The following is a 17,144-nucleotide window of genomic DNA, read 5'->3' on the forward strand; positions in this document are numbered from 1 at the left end:
AGCTAGCGTATTAGTTTAATTTATAGTAAAATGTAAATTAAAAAAATAGAATTATGAAAAATTTACTCTTAGTAACGATTATAGCTATTTCACTTTTAGTCTCTTTTTCCTCTTTGGCTATTGAAAATCAATTTTATTTAAAAGCAGAGGTTGGGGCGAATAAAATGGCTAATATTAAGTTAAATGATAAAAAACTAAAGCAAAATACCGCTATGTTTCTTGGCGGAGGTTTGGGTTATTATATTCTAGATAATGTTAGAGCTGATCTCATACTTGCTTGGATTGCTAATCATCAATCTAAGCATTCTTTTGCCGGTACAGACTCAAAAACTAAGCCTCAAATTGCTACTTTAATGCTTAATGGTTATGTGGATATTGTTGATATAAGTATTTGTGAATTTTTTGTCGGTGCTGGTGCTGGAGTTGGTCAACTAAAAAACCAAATTACTAAGAATAATGGTGTATCAGTTTCTAGTGGTAAAAAAAATAACCTAGTCTACCAGCTTACTCTTGGAGTTGCTACAAAGTTAGCTCCAGGAGTAAAAGTTGAAGCAGCTTACAGTTGGAAAGATTTTGGTAGCACAAAAGAAATAAAAAATCATATTAAGTCATTAGCATATAAAGGTCATAATGTATCACTTGCCGTTAGGTTTGATGTGTAATATCATAGTACCCTACATTTTTCTATAATCGTCATAGTAAGGCTCTTTAGATGCCGTAGCGATCTAGGTAAACAGCGAGGCTGTTTTTTTAGAGTAACGCTTCGCGTACTTGGATTGCCGCGTCATCGCTTTTTCGCGACTCCTCGCTAATAGACGGTTTAAGACTTACAACAGCACTTCGCTAATAGATGATTTTTTAACTTTCAACAGTTGTGGAATAACATCATTGAACAATTTGGACACTATATGAAAATACCATACCATTGTGATGTTGCCAAAAGGGTTATATTACAAGAATCTGCTGCATTAGTTGAATTATCTAATAATATTCCTAGTAATTTTAACAATATAGTAGATTATATAATTAATTATAAAGGTAGGGTTATTTTAACCGGTATAGGAAAGAGTGGTTATATAGCTCATAAAATAGCAGCAAGTTTTGCTTCTACCGGTACGGCTGCTTTTTATCTGCACCCAGCTGAGGCTAGCCATGGTGATCTTGGTATGGTAACTGACAATGATGTAGTATTCATGTTGTCTAATTCAGGAGAGACTAGAGAACTATTTGATATAATGAAGTATTGTAAGAGATTTTCTATAAAAATAATTGCCATGACTATGAATGCCAACTCTACTATAGCAATCAATAGTGATTTCCTATTATTAATACCAAGAATCAATGAAGCATCTTATATTGCCGCTCCAACAACTTCTTCAGTAATGATGTTATCTCTTGGAGATGCACTTACCACTTCTGTACATGAAGCACGAGGCTTTTCTGAAGATGATTTTCGGCTGTATCATCCTGGGGGGAAGATTGGAGCGAATCTTATAAAAGTAGAGAGCTTAATGCGGGTGAAGGATCAATTGCCTTTAGTATATGTTGATACCTCATTTACCGATACTATATTGGTTATGAATCAAAAGAGTCTTGGATGTGCTATAGTGGTAGATAAAGATTTGAGTTTGGTTGGTATTATAACAGATGGAGATTTGCGTAGACATATTAATGATAAAATAGATATGAAGTATGCATGCGATGTAATGACTTCTAATCCAAAACAAATTTCTCCTTTAAAATTAGCGGGAGAGGCTTTAGGTATAATGAATAGTAAATCGATTACTAGCATACCAGTAACTGAAAATAATATGGTGATTGGTATTGTTCATATCCATGACTTACTTAGGGCAGGAATTAGTTGATGAATGTCCATGATAATGTTACCCCAATTCTAGATAAGAATTAATTAATTCTTATCCAAAATTCGCGTATAATGTTGGCAATATTATGGTTAAGATTCCCTTCATAGATAAAGGTAGTAGTGCTATCATTTCATCTTATAGACGTTCAATTAGTCTATCAAAGATCTTATCTTGTTTAGGAATAATATTAACCTTATGTTTAATTTATATAAATTTAAATCCTATCAGTAATAATTCAAAATCAACGGAGGATAATAGTAGCAATAGTGCTTTTAATCCAAATGATAAAGATCATGAAATAAAAATTTCAAATTCAATTTTTAAGGGGTTCAATAAAAACTTAAATCCTTACCAGATTCAGACTGTGCAAGCAGTTAGGACTTTAGGTAAGCAATATAAACTAGAAGAAATTCATGCTACATATAAAATAAATGACAACAAAGACTTAGTGATCAGTGCAAAAAATGGTATATTGAATGAGAGTAGTCACATATTAAAATTAGAAAATGATGTACAGTTTTTTTTAGGAGAAAGCACATTAAAAGCACAAGAAGCCCAACTGAATCTACTAAATAAAGAAACATATAGTAACACAGGGGTGGTATTATCTTATAAAAATTGTAAAATCACTTCTAATAATTTTAGTGCTACACATGATAATGATATTATAAATTTCAAAGGTAATGTATCGACGGTTATTGATGTATCGGATTTTTAGCATAATTTGCTGTGTATTGTTCTTTCTAATCATGAGTTTATCCGTAGCTTATGGGAAATATCCGTACTCAAAGCATTCGAGTATGGATAGATTATATATTCATTCTGACAATTTAGTAATTGATCAAACTAAGAATCAAGCTTGTTTTACAGGAGAGGTGATTTTGTGGTTTGATGATATGATGGTAAAAACAACTAATTTAGAAATTTTTTATAAAACAGTTGATAATAAAAAAACTATTGATTACATCTCCATACCGTCAAGATTGATTGCTAAGAGGAGTAATGGTCAAGAGTTACTAACTGCTACTTCTGCAAAATATTTTGTAGAAAGAAAAGAACTAGTACTGCTTGGTGATGTAATAGTACAGAATAAGGATGGTATTATAAAAACTGACAAACTAGTATATTATACGGAACTCAATAATATAGATTATAGCAAATCAAAAAATTAGTTATGTAAGAAATTTTGAAAGTATGCCGCATTTAATAATAGAGAAATTACAAGTAAGTAGTATTTCAAAATCTTATAATAAGAGAGTGATCCTAAACGACGTATCTCTTCAATTAAAAACAGGAGAAATAGTTGGTCTTTTTGGTCCAAACGGTGCAGGTAAAACTACCTGTTTTAGTATTATTATAGGACTTACCAAACCAGATAGTGGAGCATTATTTTATAATGATCATGATATTACTCATTTACCAATTTATTTAAGAGCTAGGTTTGGCTTTAGCTATCTTCCTCAAGAACCATCAATTTTTCGTGGGCTATCTGTAGGAGATAATATTAGATTAATGCTAGAGATTTTAGAAAATGACCAAGAAATTATCGAACAAAAAACATTAGATTTGCTTAAAGAATTTTCTATTCTTCATCTAAAAGACATGCCAGCAATAGGATTATCCGGCGGAGAAAGACGTAGGCTAGAAATCGCAAGAACAATAGCACTAGATCCCAAATTTATTATGCTTGACGAACCACTTGCAGGCATTGATCCGTTAGCAATTGAGGATCTTAAAAATTTAATTGTTCACTTACGTAACCGCAATATCGGCATCCTAATTACCGATCACAATGTTAGAGATACTCTTAATATAGTTGACAGAGCCTATGTTATTTACGAAGGAAAAGTCCTATTAGAAGGAACTCCACAAGAAATAGCCACAAGCTATCAAGTAAAGGAAGTATATCTAGGGCAATCTTTTTGTTTGTAATAATAGACCTCTTTCGAAACTATACTTCTGCTGGTGATTTGGACAATGATGCGGTACTCGAATCCGTAACGGAATTAGAGTACGCTGCGGTTTGAGGTGAAGCGTCTCCTTCAAATCCCTCAGCATAAGCGAGTTTCGAAAGAGCAATTATCTTTTATCTAAATTTTATAAAAATAGATAAATATTATTTAATAACAAAAACGTGTTTTTGTTGAATAAGTTTATGGTACACTTCAAGTAACTTACGCATACAAGCAACTATCGCAACTTTCTTAGGTTTTAAATTATTAACAAGCCTATCATATAAAATTTTTAAATATTGGAAACCATTCTTACCAGCTAATACTGCCATGTATAAAGCATCTCTAGGTATTTTCCTGCCTCCTCGAATAAATCTTCGTCCTTGCTTATTACCACTATCACAAGCATATGGGATACCGTCAAGTTAAGTAACATAGTGTCAAAATGAGCTATATTTTTAGATTTCAGTCAGCAAGAAGTCTTTGAGTAGCTTCATCCCAAATGGATTTAGCGGATGCAAAGTTAATTCTTTGTTCAGGTGCTGTTTTAGTATATCTTCCAACATTTACGGCAAATATATTTCTGACTTTTCCCATCAGTGATAATGTACATTGTGCTGAATTAGGATGCTTAAATTTTATCAATATCTTCTCTTTTCGTCGAGTTGGCTGATGTGCATTCTCAACACGATTATTTAATTTCTTATTAGTTCGATGTTTAGTCTTAGGACACATAAGCTTAACAGGTTTAATGTAACTCCTGAGCTTATCAGTAACAATTACTCTTGGAGCTGGATAATTACCCAGTAATCTTGATAGAAACCTAATAGCTGATTTCTTATCACGACGCTTCTGCAGCAATACTTCTAATTCATATCCCTCAGAGTCAACAGCTCTCCATAATATAAATACTTCGCCTTTAATCTTAATGTGCATTTCATCTAAATGCCATTTATCAGTTGGCTTCCGCTCTCTCTTCCTGATGACATCTTGAAAATAAACTGCAAATTTATTGCACCAAAATCTTACAGTCTCATGACTCAACATAACACCTCGATATGCCATCTGTTCTTGAACATCTCGGTACCTACATTAAAACGATGATATTTAGGTTTATCTCTTGTATTATATACACATATATCAAGCCAGTTTTTACTTACGTCTAGACCTATTATTTTATTCATGATATAATCTCCTTCTTCTTATTGTGCAAGGCTGCTCTTTTTAAGACCACCTTCTGCAATTTGTTCAAGGTAAACTACCAAAAAGAGGGTACTTATTCTCTTAGCGACTATTTTAGTCAAGGTCTATTCAAGTCACCCTCTTTAATTACTTATAACACATTTTTAAGATATAAGGTCTATTATCTCTCTCTTTGGTACTCTGCTCCTTACGTACATCATTGTCCGCTGCGGGTCAAGGTTTCGTGGCTGCTTTAAATCCTCGCACATAAACGAGTTTGCCAAAGAGATATATTTTTTCGTTCACTATTATGTCAACCTGATCAATACATGTTTTTTCTTACCTGCGGATATCTTAATAACCTGGTTGTCCTGCATAAAAGTTAAATCAACAACCATATTTTCATCTTGGATTAGTTGATTATTGATTTTTGCTCCAGCCCCTCTAATCAACCGACGTCCTTCGGATTTTGATTTAGCAAGACCTGCTTCATAAAGTAATTCATATGCTGAAATACCTAGAGCTAACCTCCCCTGTTCTAGATAAATAGTTGGTAAATTGCAATCAATTTCTCCTTGTTCAAAAAGCTTGGTAGCTGTTTCTAAAGCTGTCATAGCTGCCTCTTTACCATGACAAAGTTTAGTTAAATTAAAGGCTAATTGCTTTTTGGCACTATTAATATCAGATGCACTAAGTAAGATAAACTCTTGCATGGCATCTTCTCCTAACTCACTATATAATTTTGCGAACTTGACCACATCTTGATCTTCACAATTCCGCCAATATTGATAATAATCGTACGGGCTTAACATATCCTCATTTAGCCACACAGCTCCACCAACAGACTTGCCCATTTTGTTGCCAGAGGCAGTTGTTAATAAGGGCGTAGTCATACCAAATACTTCATTACCTGTTAGTTTCCTTGTAAAATCAACACCCATTACTATATTACCCCACTGGTCACTACCACCTATTTGTAAAGAACAACCATATAGTTTATTTAAATGATAAAAGTCGTAGACTTGTAGTAACATATAATTAAATTCCAAGAAACTCATATGTTGCTCTCTCTCTAAACGTAATTTTACAGAGTCCATAGATAACATACGATTCACAGAAAAAAAACTACCAAAATTGCGAAGAAATTCTAAGTAATTTAACGATTCTAGCCAATTTGAATTATCAACTAATATTGCATCATTTTCCCCAGTACCAAATTTAATAAATTTTGATAATGATTTTTTTATACCTTCAGCATTTTGGGCAATTTCTTCTTTTGTTAAAGATTTCCTTGCCTCATCTTTACCAGTAGGATCACCAATTTTACTAGTTGCTCCTCCTAGGAGTACTATTGGTTTATGACCATATTGTTGCAATAAACGCAGTATCATAATTTGCATCAGACTACCTACATGTAAAGATTGTGCTGTACAATCAAAACCAATATAAGCAGATATTTTACTGTTTTTCATTAGCTCTGTTAGTTTTTCTAAATCAGTACATTGATATAGAAAACCTTTACTATCAAAATTTTTAATAAACATTTTTTAAACTAATTTTTTTTAATATTTATTATTATTTTGTAGCAGGATTGAAGGCCTCTACTTCAATTCTGCCACTCAACTTTTATCCAAAAACTTGAAAATTGATTTATCAATTCTTCAAGTTTTTGAAGTAGGTCAATATAGGAGCAGATATAAAAATAGATGAATATGTACCAACTATTATACCAAAAAACACTAATACACTAAAACTATAAATAGCTTCCCCACCAAATATTACCAAAGCTAGGTTTGCGAGTAAGGTTGTAACAACTGTTAGAATAGTCCTAGACAGAGTTTCATTAATACTCAGATTAATAATTTGTGGCATTACTTTCTTATGTGATTTGCGTAAATTTTCTCTGATTCTATCATAGATAACTACTGAATCATTCACAGAATAACCTATTATGGTAAGAATAGCAGCTATGGAGCTTAAATTGAAGTCTAGCCTCATTACACTCATAAAACCTAAGCTTAATATGGTATCATGTAACAAAGCTACAAGTATACCAAGCCCAAAATACCACTCAAATCTAACCCAAATGTAAACCATTATGGCAAGAAACGAAAGAATTAGTGCTGTTATTCCTGATTTTATCAATTGAGTACCAACTTGTGGACCGACAAAATCTACTTTACGATACTCAAATTTATAAGGCAATTGGTTTTTTAAAGTTGATTTGATAAGCTCAATATTTTGCATTAAAGTATCTTCACTATTGCTGCCAACTCGTATTGACAAATCATGCTGATTACCAAAATTTTGCAATACTACTTCACCAATCTTAAGGTTATTAAGCACTTCACGCATTTTGGTTAAATCAGGGTCTTGATCAAGCCGCACTTCTATAACAATCCCACCAGCAAAATCAATACCAAAATTAAATTTGTAAATCCCTATCCAAATAATACTTACAAGAGATAAAATAATGGATATCGTATAACTTACTTTTTTAAATCTGATAAAATCAAAGTTGATTTGATCAGGTAAAAGCCTTAATGGATATAATTGCATTATTGAATTCTTTAATTTATATACCGAGAGCTTGTCTATACAATTCTAAGATCGCATCTTGTTCAGCTAGCTTATTTCTATCAAGTTTTTTTAGTTTTAACACCGACTTCATGGCCTTGGTATCAAAGCCACTAGAGCTGGCTGCATCAAATATATCTTTTATTGCTTCAGATAATTCAGCTTTTTCTTGTTCAAGCCCTTCTATTTGATTTATATATTGTTCTAATTGTTCTTTAGCTATCACTTCTGTCATAAAATTAAAGTTTATTGTTTATCAAAAATTGTAATATGGCTAGTATATATTATTTTTATCAAGCCACTAAGTAGTGTATAGATAATTTTGCTATAAATACTAGAAAAATTTTTAGATTAGTTGTTACCCTCTTGAACGATCCTTATAAAAACAAAGAGCTATTAGGCTTGAAATAGCACAAGCAATTACATAATAAATAGATGAAGTAATAGTACCAGTTTTTTGTACAAGATATTCTAGTATTAAAGGTGTTGTACCACCAAAAATACTGGTTGCTGTATTATAAGACAATGATAAAGCAGTATTTCTGATATTGGTTGGATAGAATTCAGCTTGCAGTGCAGGTTCAGGACCAATATAACAAGCAGCTAAAATTGATAATACGATTTGAGATATAATTATAAAATAAAATTCTCCAGTTTCAATTACATTCATCAAAAAAGGAATAACTAAAATAATTACCAGTAAATTAATCACAAAAATTTTCTTTCGACCAATTACATCAGATAAATAGCCAGAACATAAAGTAACAATAGCCATGATTATATAACAATAATTAGCTAAATTGCTAACTTGGTCATCGGTAAAACCACGATTTATCCTCAAAAATGACATTAGATAAGTAGCTTGTAGATAGAATATTACTGAACCTGTAGAATTGATGAAGATTGATATTAACATATCAATCCAATATACAGAGATAACTTTTTTCAGAGGAGATTTTAAAATCCCACCATTTTCTTTTATACTTTGAAAACTAGGGGTTTCACTGGTATATTTTTTTATATAAAGTCCAGCAAATAAAATAAAAATTCCTAATAAAAATGGTATTCTCCACCCCCAATCATTAAATTGTTGTCCTGATAAAAGGCTTTGTATAAGCTGTGAAATGAGTGATCCAAATAATAGACCAATACAAATACTGGACATTGGTATACTGCCAGTAAAGCCACGATGTACCTTACCTGTATGTTCAATAGCAAATGCAATTGAGCCAGTAAGTACTCCGCCCATTGATAAACCTTGCAGCATCCGAAGTAGAATCATTAATATAGTTGCGGTAACACCTATATTGTCATAAGTTGGTAATATGCCAATTAGTGCCGTTGGCAGAGACATACAAAATATAGATGTACTTAAAGCAGTTTTTCTACCAAAACGATCTCCCAGTATCCCAAAAAATACCCCACCTATTGGTCTCATTAAATAACCGATAGCAAATACCAAAAAAGCATGCAATAAAGACGAGCTAGGACTTGATCCAGGAAAGAACTTTGCTCCTATTATAGGAGCAAAGTAACCAAATAGTGCGTAATCATACCACTCAAATGCATTTGCTACACCGCTTGCAAAAAACAACTTACGTTTATTCATATTTTTTATTATTTCATTTGTGTCAAGGGTTAGAATGCTTATTAACCTCAATTTCGGATTAATTTCATTAATCCAAAATTGGAATGAGAGATGTTATTCCCTACAAACGATGTCATTTCTACTAGCCACTATGTCACCCCTACGAAAGCAGGGGTCTAAAAATGCTCAACAATACTTCGAACTACTTTTTTTAGATACCAGCTTACGCTGGGATAACATCGAGGTTGCTTAAGTTGATACTTATGTGCTGTAGCTCGGATGACATCGTTATAGAATTTTCTCTTCTAAATTCTTCAATTTTTTGCAGTATATATCAAAAATTTATTCCACTAATATGTTTGTACAGAAAATGTAAACAATCAAGCTTAAAGCAGTTTGACGCCTGATTGTTAAATATTTCATTTGCTAATAGATAGATCAGAATGCATTCGTGCCAGCCGCTTCAAGAATGCATTTTTCCTTATAACAAGCCTATTCGATATAAGAATTAACAATTCTTATATCGAATAGAGGTATTGCGAGTGCTTCTTCATGCAGTAGCTTTATCATTTTGTGTTATATTTCCTTTCTCAGAATATATTATAAACAATGTTGCAGGTATTATTATCAATGCTCCGTATAAAGTACTGTTTTCAGGGATTTCATTAAACACAAGATATCCAGCTGATGCTGAAATTATTAACTCTAAATATCTATAAGGGACTGTGGCTGTGGCATCAACTAGAGAGAAAGCCTTTAATAAGAAAAATAAGATTAAACTACCCCCAGCTCCTAAGGTAAATAGCAAAATAAATTCTGAACTGGTAGGTGTTTGCCAATACATTATTGATGGTGGTATTGATACTAAAGATGTTACTAAAGCAGAATAAAATAGCATACTAATCATTGATTCTTTTACTACAAATTTCTTATTGATAATATCTAACATTGCAAAAATTATAGCAGCTAATACAAAAATTAATATCTGTGGATTAAAATCGCTAGCATGAGGTTTCAAGGTAATAACAATGCCAATAAAACCAAATAAAGTTGCTGCCCATCTTTGCCAAATAATATTCTCATTTAAGAAAAAAACTGCTAGAACTAGAGTAAATAAAGGTGTAGCAAGACTAATAACTGTAGCAGTAGTCACGGGGGCAATACTGAGACCATAAATCCAACACGTCATAGCAAAAAACAATAAAACCCCTCTTGCAATATGTATAAAAGGACGATTAGTTTTAAGAGTCTGTTTCCCATAATATAAAATAAAAGGGACAAGAATTAAAGCACTAAAGAAAAAGCGAAAACAAGTCACCTCAAAACTATGTAGCCTAAGTCCAAGATATTTTGCTGTTATGTCATTAGTTGCACTACTTATCAAGCTTAATATAAACCAACCAATACCAACAAAATAAGTGTTTAATTTATTATTCATTGTATAGACCTTAATTCGTTATTTTTTTATATTTTTTGTATTAGTGTTTTCTATATTTAGTGTTATAGTGTCACTAATGTTAAACAAATTTAAAAATCTTATTATCAATTTGATTTCCAAATAAGAAAGAATATATATAATACAGCAATATATTTAAAGCAAGAAAAGGTTTATAGTTATGATAAAAGTCACAAAAAAATTTGGAATATTGCTATTAGTAAGTTGTGTAAGTATCTCTAGCTTTGCTAATTCTGATTTAACTAATAATGACTATGATGCCGATTATTATGAAAATGCAGGTAATCTTGTGTTTAAAATAAGAGGGGGGGGGATAAAATCTAGTGCAAAGCAACAAGGCTTTCCTAAGGCTACCTCCGCAAGCCCAGTATCGATTGGTAATTTTGTTGAAAATGGTTACGGTTTTGATGCTTCTACATCAATATTCTTTGCTAGTAATGTTGCTGCAGAGTTATCTTTAGGTTTTAATGTATTACGTCCTAAAAATAATAGTTTAAAGAATGTGGCTTATAATTATGGTGGTAATCCAGCAGATGTTGGTAAGAGAAAAGAGCTTTATATGATACCCCTGACTGTTACGGGACAATATCATATAGCTCCCTTTGGTGCTATTAGACCTTATGTTGGCGTTGGTTATCATGGAGCTTATATGTTCAGTAAATCTAAAGGATATACCGTCAAAAATGGTCACGGTGCTGTATTACAGATCGGGGTTGACTTATATGCTAAGGATGATACATTGATTAACTTAGATGTAAGGCAGTATTTTCTTAAGACCAAAGTTGATGATAAAAATAGTTTAGTAAAACAACCTATATCATCTAAAGTAAGGTTTAATACGTTAATGATTGCAGTAGGTATTGGTTTTAGGTTTTAGGCTTGCCTGACCTAATTAAACGAGAAATTGAAATAGTCTAAGATGTCTATTGTTGACTTATTAGTTAGAAGAGACTATATCTTTTCTAGACATATCAATATTATATTATTAGTTTTTTACTATGAGTTCACAACAAAAATTACCTATACTGCCTAAAGCAACTGCTATTTGGTTGATTGATAATACTGCTTTAACGTTTAAGCAGATAGCTGATTTTTGTGGGGTTCATGAGCTTGAAATTAAAGGTATTGCTGATGGTGAAGTGTCTCAAGGTATTATGGGGTTAGATCCTATTGCTGGAGGACAATTAACTCAAGAAGAAATAATGCGTTGCACGAAAGATCCAAGTAGTAGTTTAAGACTTTTTGTGAGTAGTGCCTATGATTTGGTAAGTACAAAGAAAAAACAACAATCTAGATATACTCCTATTGCTAGACGTCAGGATAAACCAGACGCGATATATTGGTTACTTAAAAATTGTCCAGAAATTTTAGATAATCAAATTATAAAACTCGTTGGTACTACTAAGTCAACCATAGAAGCTATCCGTGATCGTAGTCACTGGAACATGAAAAACATTCGCCCACGTGATCCAGTTTTACTTGGAATTTGTAGTCAAGTAGAATTAGACAAGAGTATTGAGCAAGTACAGCTTTTATCTAAGCAAGAAAAAACTGTTAAAGAGTAAGTCTCTCAGGGCAATTTAAAAGCCGCGATCGGTAGTTGCTATAGACATGCCTGCAAAGGCTATGAGATATTATAGATTCCCGCCTATGCGGGAATGACCTACTCATGTTCCATGTAACAAATTCTCTATGCGGAAGTTGGGAGGATTTAAAATGGCATCTTTAGTCCAGGTGGCAAACCAATATTACCTAAAGCATCAGACATAGAGTTTTGTGAATCTTCATCGACCTTGCTTTTAGCATCGTTGAAAGCAGCAACAATTAAATCTTCCAATAATTCCTTCTCTGTTTCTTTCAGCAAAGAGGAATCAATAGAGACCTTTCGAATCTCTCCACGACCACTAATGGTAATATTTACTAACCCACCACCTGCTTTTCCAAAATATTCAGCATTTGCCATTTTTTCCTGCATTGTTTGCATTTTTTTCTGCATTGACTGAGCTTGTTTTAAAAATTGATTAAAATTTGTCATACTATGTACCTTTTAATTTTCTAACAAAATATCTGAGATTGTAACATTTGGAAAGTGTTGTGTTAAAATTTTCCAATCTTGACTTGATTTTACTTTATTTAGCAATTGTTCTTTAAGAGTAATTATTTTTAACTGTTTTGTAATGATAACATTCCAAGTTTTTCCTGACCAAGCAAATAATAAATTAGCAATTTGTTCTTTTATTTTTGTGTTGAGATCGCTTCCAGCAATTTCTATAGTTTGAAGAACAAAAGATTTTAACTCCACTTGGTTTAGTAATCTGTAATAAACTTCCATCTCATTATGCAAATGTAAAAACTCAAGAAAACTGGTAATTTGATAGTTCTTAGTTGATTGTTGTAATACCGGTTGTTCTAGTTGCTCCCCATCATTATATTCCACTAATTCTTCTAGCGATGGTAACATCTGGGAGTAAATAGATTTTATCACCAGCATTTCAGCTTCTATCAATTGATTATATGAAGTTTTCATCTCTATAATTCCTTTACTATATATTTGCCAAATAATAGATAATTGAGAAAGAGTAATTTTTGTTAGAATATTTGTAACATTATCATTAAAAGATACATATATAGGATTTTGATAATTAGGTAATATCTTTATTTTACTAAGATAGGCAGTAAAATCAGCAACTAATGCTACAAAAGTTTCTAAATTTGCTGAAGACATATAGAGATTATTTACTAAATCAATAGATTTAGCAGCATCTTTTTGAATAATATATTCAAAAAACTTAACTATACTAGCTGTATCCACCAAACCAAGTATTTGATAAACTATTTCAGGAGTGATCAAATCTCCTGCTGCCAAGCTTGTTGCTTGGTCTAGTACTGAAACTGCATCTCTAGCTGAACCATCAGATCTAGATGCAATTATTCTAAGAGCCTCTATCTCAACGTTTAACTGTTCTTTTTTAGCAATGGACTGAAGCAATTGAAAAATCTCATCAAATGTTAGCCTCCTTAAATCATATCGCTGACATCTAGAAATTACGGTTAATGGAATTTTTTGTGGTTCAGTAGTAGCAAATATAAATATTACATGTGCTGGTGGTTCTTCAAGGATTTTAAGTAGAGCATTGAATGCACCTTTAGATAGCATATGAACTTCATCAATTATGAAGATACTGTACCTAGCGATTAGCGGCTTATATTCACTACTTTCTATTATTTTACGGATATCATCAACACTTGTCTTGCTAGCAGCATCAATTTCAATTATATCGGGATGGTTATTTTTATTACAACTGCTACAATTCTGACAACTCTCACAAGGTTTAATACTATCACCTTCAACTATCAGATTGGTACAATTAATAGTTTTAGCGATAATACGTGCTGAAGTAGTTTTGCCAACACCCCTAATACCAGTAAGAAGATAACCTTGAGATATACGATTTTTTAGAATAGTATAGCTTAAAATTTTTGTTAAAACTTCTTGTCCGTATAGCTCAGAGAAATTAGTAGGGCGATATTTTCTAGCAAAATTAATATATTGGTCAGTTGTTTTTGTCACTATGGTATATTCACAAAAATATGATCTACTCAAATGATTTCAAATCCAATTCTTGAAAACAGAAGAGTATGCTAGTAATGACCCACTAGAGACTATTTTGGCTGCTTCCTTTCGAACCTGACCACCTGAACAGCACCAATGCCCACTACTAGCACATGATAAAATAGTTCTTTTATCATCTAGAGGCAAGTTATTTAAGTGGCTAAATTATATTTTTTTTCTATATCGTTTTTTGTCAGTCTACTTGGTGTTCCGAATATGTCTGGATTCTTAAGCTTAAATAAATCATCATCAAATTTTTGTACTTTTGCAATATGATTAAATATCATCGTAATAACATTTTCATCTTCAAGTATTTCTAGCTTTTTTATTTGTTTAGTTTTTTTATCAAAGGTAATCTGACTACGCCGCTCTGATAAAGTATGATAAATAGTAATTTTAAACATATTATCTTGATCTATTACTGACTCAATTTTGAAATATTTATCAAAATCTATACTATCTTCTAATAAAAAATTAAATACATTCTCCTCTGCCTTAATACGACTTACATGTTTCATATCATAATCATACACGGAAACATAATTAGTATTACCAATAACTACCAAAGGGAATGGTGGGTAATAATTACATCGAAACTTAGAAGGCTTATTTATTAATAACTTACCTTCAGCTTTATTCCCTGCTGAATCCTCTTGGCTAAAGTCCACAGCCATGGATTTTATTTCACGTAAATATATTTTAAGTTGATCAATAGCTTTGTTATCAAAAGGTCTATTCTCTAATATTAGAGCTCTAGCAGAATTCGCTTCTACTAGGGAATTTGTAGGAGGATCGGAACGCAGAACCGTAGCGTACTCTAGTGTACGTGAGGATTCGAGTCTAGTCCCGACGCCCAAATTACCAGTAGAAGTAGAGTTATGCAAGAACTCTACTTCAGCATAGGCTATGGTTAGAAACCAATAAATGGCAATAATACCTTTACAAAGCCAGCTCATCTTTTATACCTAATATGTGTTATATTTTGTTTTGCTGCTTTAAGTGTATTCTTTAGCAAATAAGCGACAGTCATTGGTCCGACACCACCTGGAACTGGGGATATATATCTCACTTTATCAACAACATTGGTAAAATCAACGTCTCCTACCATCTTGTTGCTATTAGGAAGTTTACTAATACCAACGTCAATCACTATAGATTGAGGGTTAAAATATTCTTCTGTTAATGTCAAAGGGGATCCGGTAGCTGATATTACTATGTCAGCACGGGAAGTTATAGAACTTAAATTTTGAGTTCTTGAATGGCATATCGTCACAGTACAATCTTCTCTAAGTAATAAAGCTGATAATGGTTTACCTACAATATTAGAACGCCCTATAACTACAGCATTTTGTCCAGCTAAATTTTTCTCAATGTGTTTAAGTAATTCAATGCAACCAAGAGCCGTGCAAGGTATAAAGCCATTGCCTGAGTTACTATGTAGATAACCAACATTTATAGGATGGAAACCATCGACATCTTTGCTAGGATCGATGCCAGATACGATTAAATTTTTATTGATATGTTCAGGTAGAGGAAGTTGTACGATAATTCCAGAAATATTTGAATCATTGTTGAGCATGCTGATTTCATGCAGCATATGGTCAATATCAATTTCACTGGGCAAATTTATTTGCAAAGCGTTCATACCAATTGCTCCTGCTGCTTTGATCTTATTTCTTACATATATACTACTAGCTGGGTTATCACCCACTAGTATAATAGCAAGAGTTGGTACTAACTTATGTTGCTCCTTGATTAAATTAATCTCTGCCCTTAACTTAGATAATATTTGTTCTGCAACATATTTACCATTGATTATATTACTACGTTCATTCACTATTTATGTACTCCTTTGGTAGTTGAATATTCGAAGTGTAAGGCCTTACCCTCAAATACCCTGCCATAGGCGTGATGTAGGCTGCTAGCTGCTTCGGCAAAACCAGTAAGAATTAATTTTAATTTTGCCGGATAACTAGCAATATCGCCAATTGCATAAATGCATGAAATATTTGTTTCAAAATATGAAGGTTCTACAATTATATGATTAGTTTTGAGATTTAATCCCCAATTTTTTATCGGACCAAGTTCTTGGCTAAGTCCAAAAAATGGCAATAATATATTTGCTGGTAAGGTGCGAATATTCCCCCCTTCAAAATCCTTTACTCCGATTGCTTCTAGGATACCATCTTTTCCTACTAAATGCTCTAGTTGATAATTAATTACCAACTCAATTTTGCCACTATTTGCTAGTTCTTTGAGTTGCCTTATACTTTCATTCGCTGCCCGAAATCTCTCACGCCTATGCACTAAATATATTTTTTTAGCAATTTCAGATAGTGATATTGCCCAGTCTACAGCCGAATCGCCTCCACCAGCTATTACAATTTCTTTGTTGGCAAAACTATTGCGGTTATTGATAAAATAAAATACTGATTTTCCCTCAAATGCTTCTATATTAGGTAATGGAGGTCTATTAGGTCCAAAAGAACCGCATCCAGCAGCTATAATAATAACTTTAGCAGTAATTATGGTGTCTTTAGAAGTGGTAATTTGGAATTGCCCCTCTTCTTTTTCCAACTGCACTACTTGCTGATTTAGATGATAAACCGGATTAAACGGTTGTGCTTGCAGTGCCAATTGTGCTATCAACTCTTCTGCCATAATTTTAGGATATGCTGGTATGTCATATATAGGTTTCTCTGGGTAAAGTTGGCTACATTGCCCTCCTATTATCTCCTGCGAGTCAACAACATGGCAACGCATACCAAGCATCCCAGCTTGGAAAATAGCAAATAGACCAACTGGACCTGCACCAATTATTATAATATCAGTGTTGTGCATAAAATAAAATTTTTATAAAAAAAAATAGTCAAACTCTTAACGATACCGGGATTTTATGTTAGAATGGATA

Annotated in this window: 18 protein-coding genes, 1 other RNA gene and 1 pseudogene; 7 read left to right on the top strand and 13 right to left on the bottom strand. The window is 32.5% G+C overall.

What is annotated here, in order from left to right; genetic code table 11:
* Positions 1 to 53: 53 nt before the first annotated feature.
* The 5 genes from ACFE3K_RS05885 to lptB all read left to right on the top strand — a co-directional run bounded on the left by ACFE3K_RS05885 (position 54) and on the right by lptB (position 3,797).
* On the top strand, positions 54 to 662 hold the full coding sequence (locus ACFE3K_RS05885) for an outer membrane protein (protein WP_375358629.1): 609 nt from the start codon (positions 54 to 56) through the stop codon (positions 660 to 662).
* Positions 663 to 908: 246 nt separating this feature from the next.
* Positions 909 to 1,865 carry an SIS domain-containing protein gene (locus ACFE3K_RS05890; protein ID WP_375359499.1) on the top strand — a complete coding sequence of 319 codons (957 nt, stop codon included), beginning with the start codon at positions 909 to 911 and terminating at the stop codon, positions 1,863 to 1,865.
* A gap of 85 nt (positions 1,866 to 1,950) precedes the next feature.
* Positions 1,951 to 2,583, top strand: coding sequence for an LPS export ABC transporter periplasmic protein LptC (gene lptC, locus ACFE3K_RS05895; RefSeq protein ID WP_375358630.1), 633 nt, complete (start codon positions 1,951 to 1,953; stop codon positions 2,581 to 2,583).
* Between the two features lie 82 nt (positions 2,584 to 2,665).
* Positions 2,666 to 3,037: an LptA/OstA family protein gene (locus ACFE3K_RS05900; RefSeq protein ID WP_342260018.1), complete on the top strand. Its 372-nt coding sequence runs from the start codon at positions 2,666 to 2,668 to the stop codon at positions 3,035 to 3,037.
* Between the two features lie 22 nt (positions 3,038 to 3,059).
* Positions 3,060 to 3,797, top strand: a complete 738-nt coding sequence (gene lptB, locus ACFE3K_RS05905) for an LPS export ABC transporter ATP-binding protein (RefSeq protein ID WP_375331938.1) — start codon at positions 3,060 to 3,062, stop codon at positions 3,795 to 3,797.
* Between the two features lie 184 nt (positions 3,798 to 3,981).
* Here lptB and ACFE3K_RS05915 read toward each other — a convergent pair whose 3' ends face one another.
* The 7 genes and pseudogenes from ACFE3K_RS05915 to ACFE3K_RS05945 all read right to left on the bottom strand — a co-directional run bounded on the left by ACFE3K_RS05915 (position 3,982) and on the right by ACFE3K_RS05945 (position 10,602).
* Positions 3,982 to 4,149 (bottom strand): hypothetical protein, encoded by a 168-nt coding sequence (locus ACFE3K_RS05915; RefSeq protein WP_375358631.1) that lies wholly within the window; start codon positions 4,147 to 4,149, stop codon positions 3,982 to 3,984.
* Between the two features lie 133 nt (positions 4,150 to 4,282).
* Positions 4,283 to 4,894: pseudogene (locus tag ACFE3K_RS05920) on the bottom strand (IS6 family transposase); the annotation flags it as partial.
* A gap of 413 nt (positions 4,895 to 5,307) precedes the next feature.
* The gene (tyrS, locus tag ACFE3K_RS05925) at positions 5,308 to 6,543 is read right to left on the bottom strand and encodes a tyrosine--tRNA ligase (protein ID WP_375358632.1); all 1,236 of its coding nucleotides are present in this window, start codon (positions 6,541 to 6,543) and stop codon (positions 5,308 to 5,310) included.
* 109 nt (positions 6,544 to 6,652) lie between these two features.
* On the bottom strand, positions 6,653 to 7,558 hold the full coding sequence (gene secF, locus ACFE3K_RS05930) for a protein translocase subunit SecF (protein WP_375358633.1): 906 nt from the start codon (positions 7,556 to 7,558) through the stop codon (positions 6,653 to 6,655).
* 16 nt (positions 7,559 to 7,574) lie between these two features.
* Complete coding sequence (locus tag ACFE3K_RS05935) at positions 7,575 to 7,811, bottom strand: DUF2312 domain-containing protein (protein ID WP_341751598.1); 237 nt, start codon at positions 7,809 to 7,811, stop codon at positions 7,575 to 7,577.
* Between the two features lie 123 nt (positions 7,812 to 7,934).
* Positions 7,935 to 9,185, bottom strand: coding sequence for an MFS transporter (locus ACFE3K_RS05940; protein WP_375358634.1), 1,251 nt, complete (start codon positions 9,183 to 9,185; stop codon positions 7,935 to 7,937).
* Positions 9,186 to 9,714: 529 nt separating this feature from the next.
* Entirely contained in the window at positions 9,715 to 10,602 is an 888-nt protein-coding gene (locus ACFE3K_RS05945; protein WP_375358635.1) for a DMT family transporter, read from the bottom strand.
* A 178-nt stretch (positions 10,603 to 10,780) separates the two neighbouring features.
* On the opposite strand from ACFE3K_RS05945, the gene ACFE3K_RS05950 reads away from it, so the two are divergent.
* Together ACFE3K_RS05950 and ACFE3K_RS05955 are read left to right on the top strand one after the other, a co-directional pair.
* Complete coding sequence (locus tag ACFE3K_RS05950) at positions 10,781 to 11,497, top strand: OmpW family outer membrane protein (protein ID WP_375358636.1); 717 nt, start codon at positions 10,781 to 10,783, stop codon at positions 11,495 to 11,497.
* 121 nt (positions 11,498 to 11,618) lie between these two features.
* Entirely contained in the window at positions 11,619 to 12,185 is a 567-nt protein-coding gene (locus tag ACFE3K_RS05955) for a cell cycle transcriptional regulator TrcR (protein WP_342260013.1), read from the top strand.
* Positions 12,186 to 12,331: 146 nt separating this feature from the next.
* Here ACFE3K_RS05955 and ACFE3K_RS05960 read toward each other — a convergent pair whose 3' ends face one another.
* The 6 genes from ACFE3K_RS05960 to ACFE3K_RS05990 all read right to left on the bottom strand — a co-directional run bounded on the left by ACFE3K_RS05960 (position 12,332) and on the right by ACFE3K_RS05990 (position 17,074).
* Positions 12,332 to 12,655 carry a YbaB/EbfC family nucleoid-associated protein gene (locus ACFE3K_RS05960; protein ID WP_375358637.1) on the bottom strand — a complete coding sequence of 108 codons (324 nt, stop codon included), beginning with the start codon at positions 12,653 to 12,655 and terminating at the stop codon, positions 12,332 to 12,334.
* Positions 12,656 to 12,667: 12 nt separating this feature from the next.
* The gene (gene dnaX, locus ACFE3K_RS05965) at positions 12,668 to 14,194 is read right to left on the bottom strand and encodes a DNA polymerase III subunit gamma/tau (protein ID WP_375359501.1); all 1,527 of its coding nucleotides are present in this window, start codon (positions 14,192 to 14,194) and stop codon (positions 12,668 to 12,670) included.
* Between the two features lie 59 nt (positions 14,195 to 14,253).
* Positions 14,254 to 14,349, bottom strand: an RNA gene (gene ffs, locus ACFE3K_RS05970) — signal recognition particle sRNA small type.
* A gap of 36 nt (positions 14,350 to 14,385) precedes the next feature.
* Positions 14,386 to 15,189, bottom strand: a complete 804-nt coding sequence (locus tag ACFE3K_RS05975; protein WP_410521505.1) for an outer-membrane lipoprotein carrier protein LolA — start codon at positions 15,187 to 15,189, stop codon at positions 14,386 to 14,388.
* Positions 15,186 to 16,070 carry a bifunctional 5,10-methylenetetrahydrofolate dehydrogenase/5,10-methenyltetrahydrofolate cyclohydrolase gene (locus ACFE3K_RS05985; protein ID WP_375358638.1) on the bottom strand — a complete coding sequence of 295 codons (885 nt, stop codon included), beginning with the start codon at positions 16,068 to 16,070 and terminating at the stop codon, positions 15,186 to 15,188. The genes ACFE3K_RS05975 and ACFE3K_RS05985 overlap by 4 nt, the downstream gene beginning before the upstream one ends.
* Positions 16,070 to 17,074 (bottom strand): NAD(P)/FAD-dependent oxidoreductase, encoded by a 1,005-nt coding sequence (locus tag ACFE3K_RS05990; RefSeq protein WP_375358639.1) that lies wholly within the window; start codon positions 17,072 to 17,074, stop codon positions 16,070 to 16,072. Before ACFE3K_RS05990 ends, ACFE3K_RS05985 begins: the two co-directional genes overlap by 1 nt.
* Positions 17,075 to 17,144 lie beyond the last annotated feature (70 nt).

This window comes from Candidatus Tisiphia endosymbiont of Neophilaenus lineatus (assembly GCF_964264975.1).
Taxonomy (GTDB): domain Bacteria; phylum Pseudomonadota; class Alphaproteobacteria; order Rickettsiales; family Rickettsiaceae; genus Tisiphia.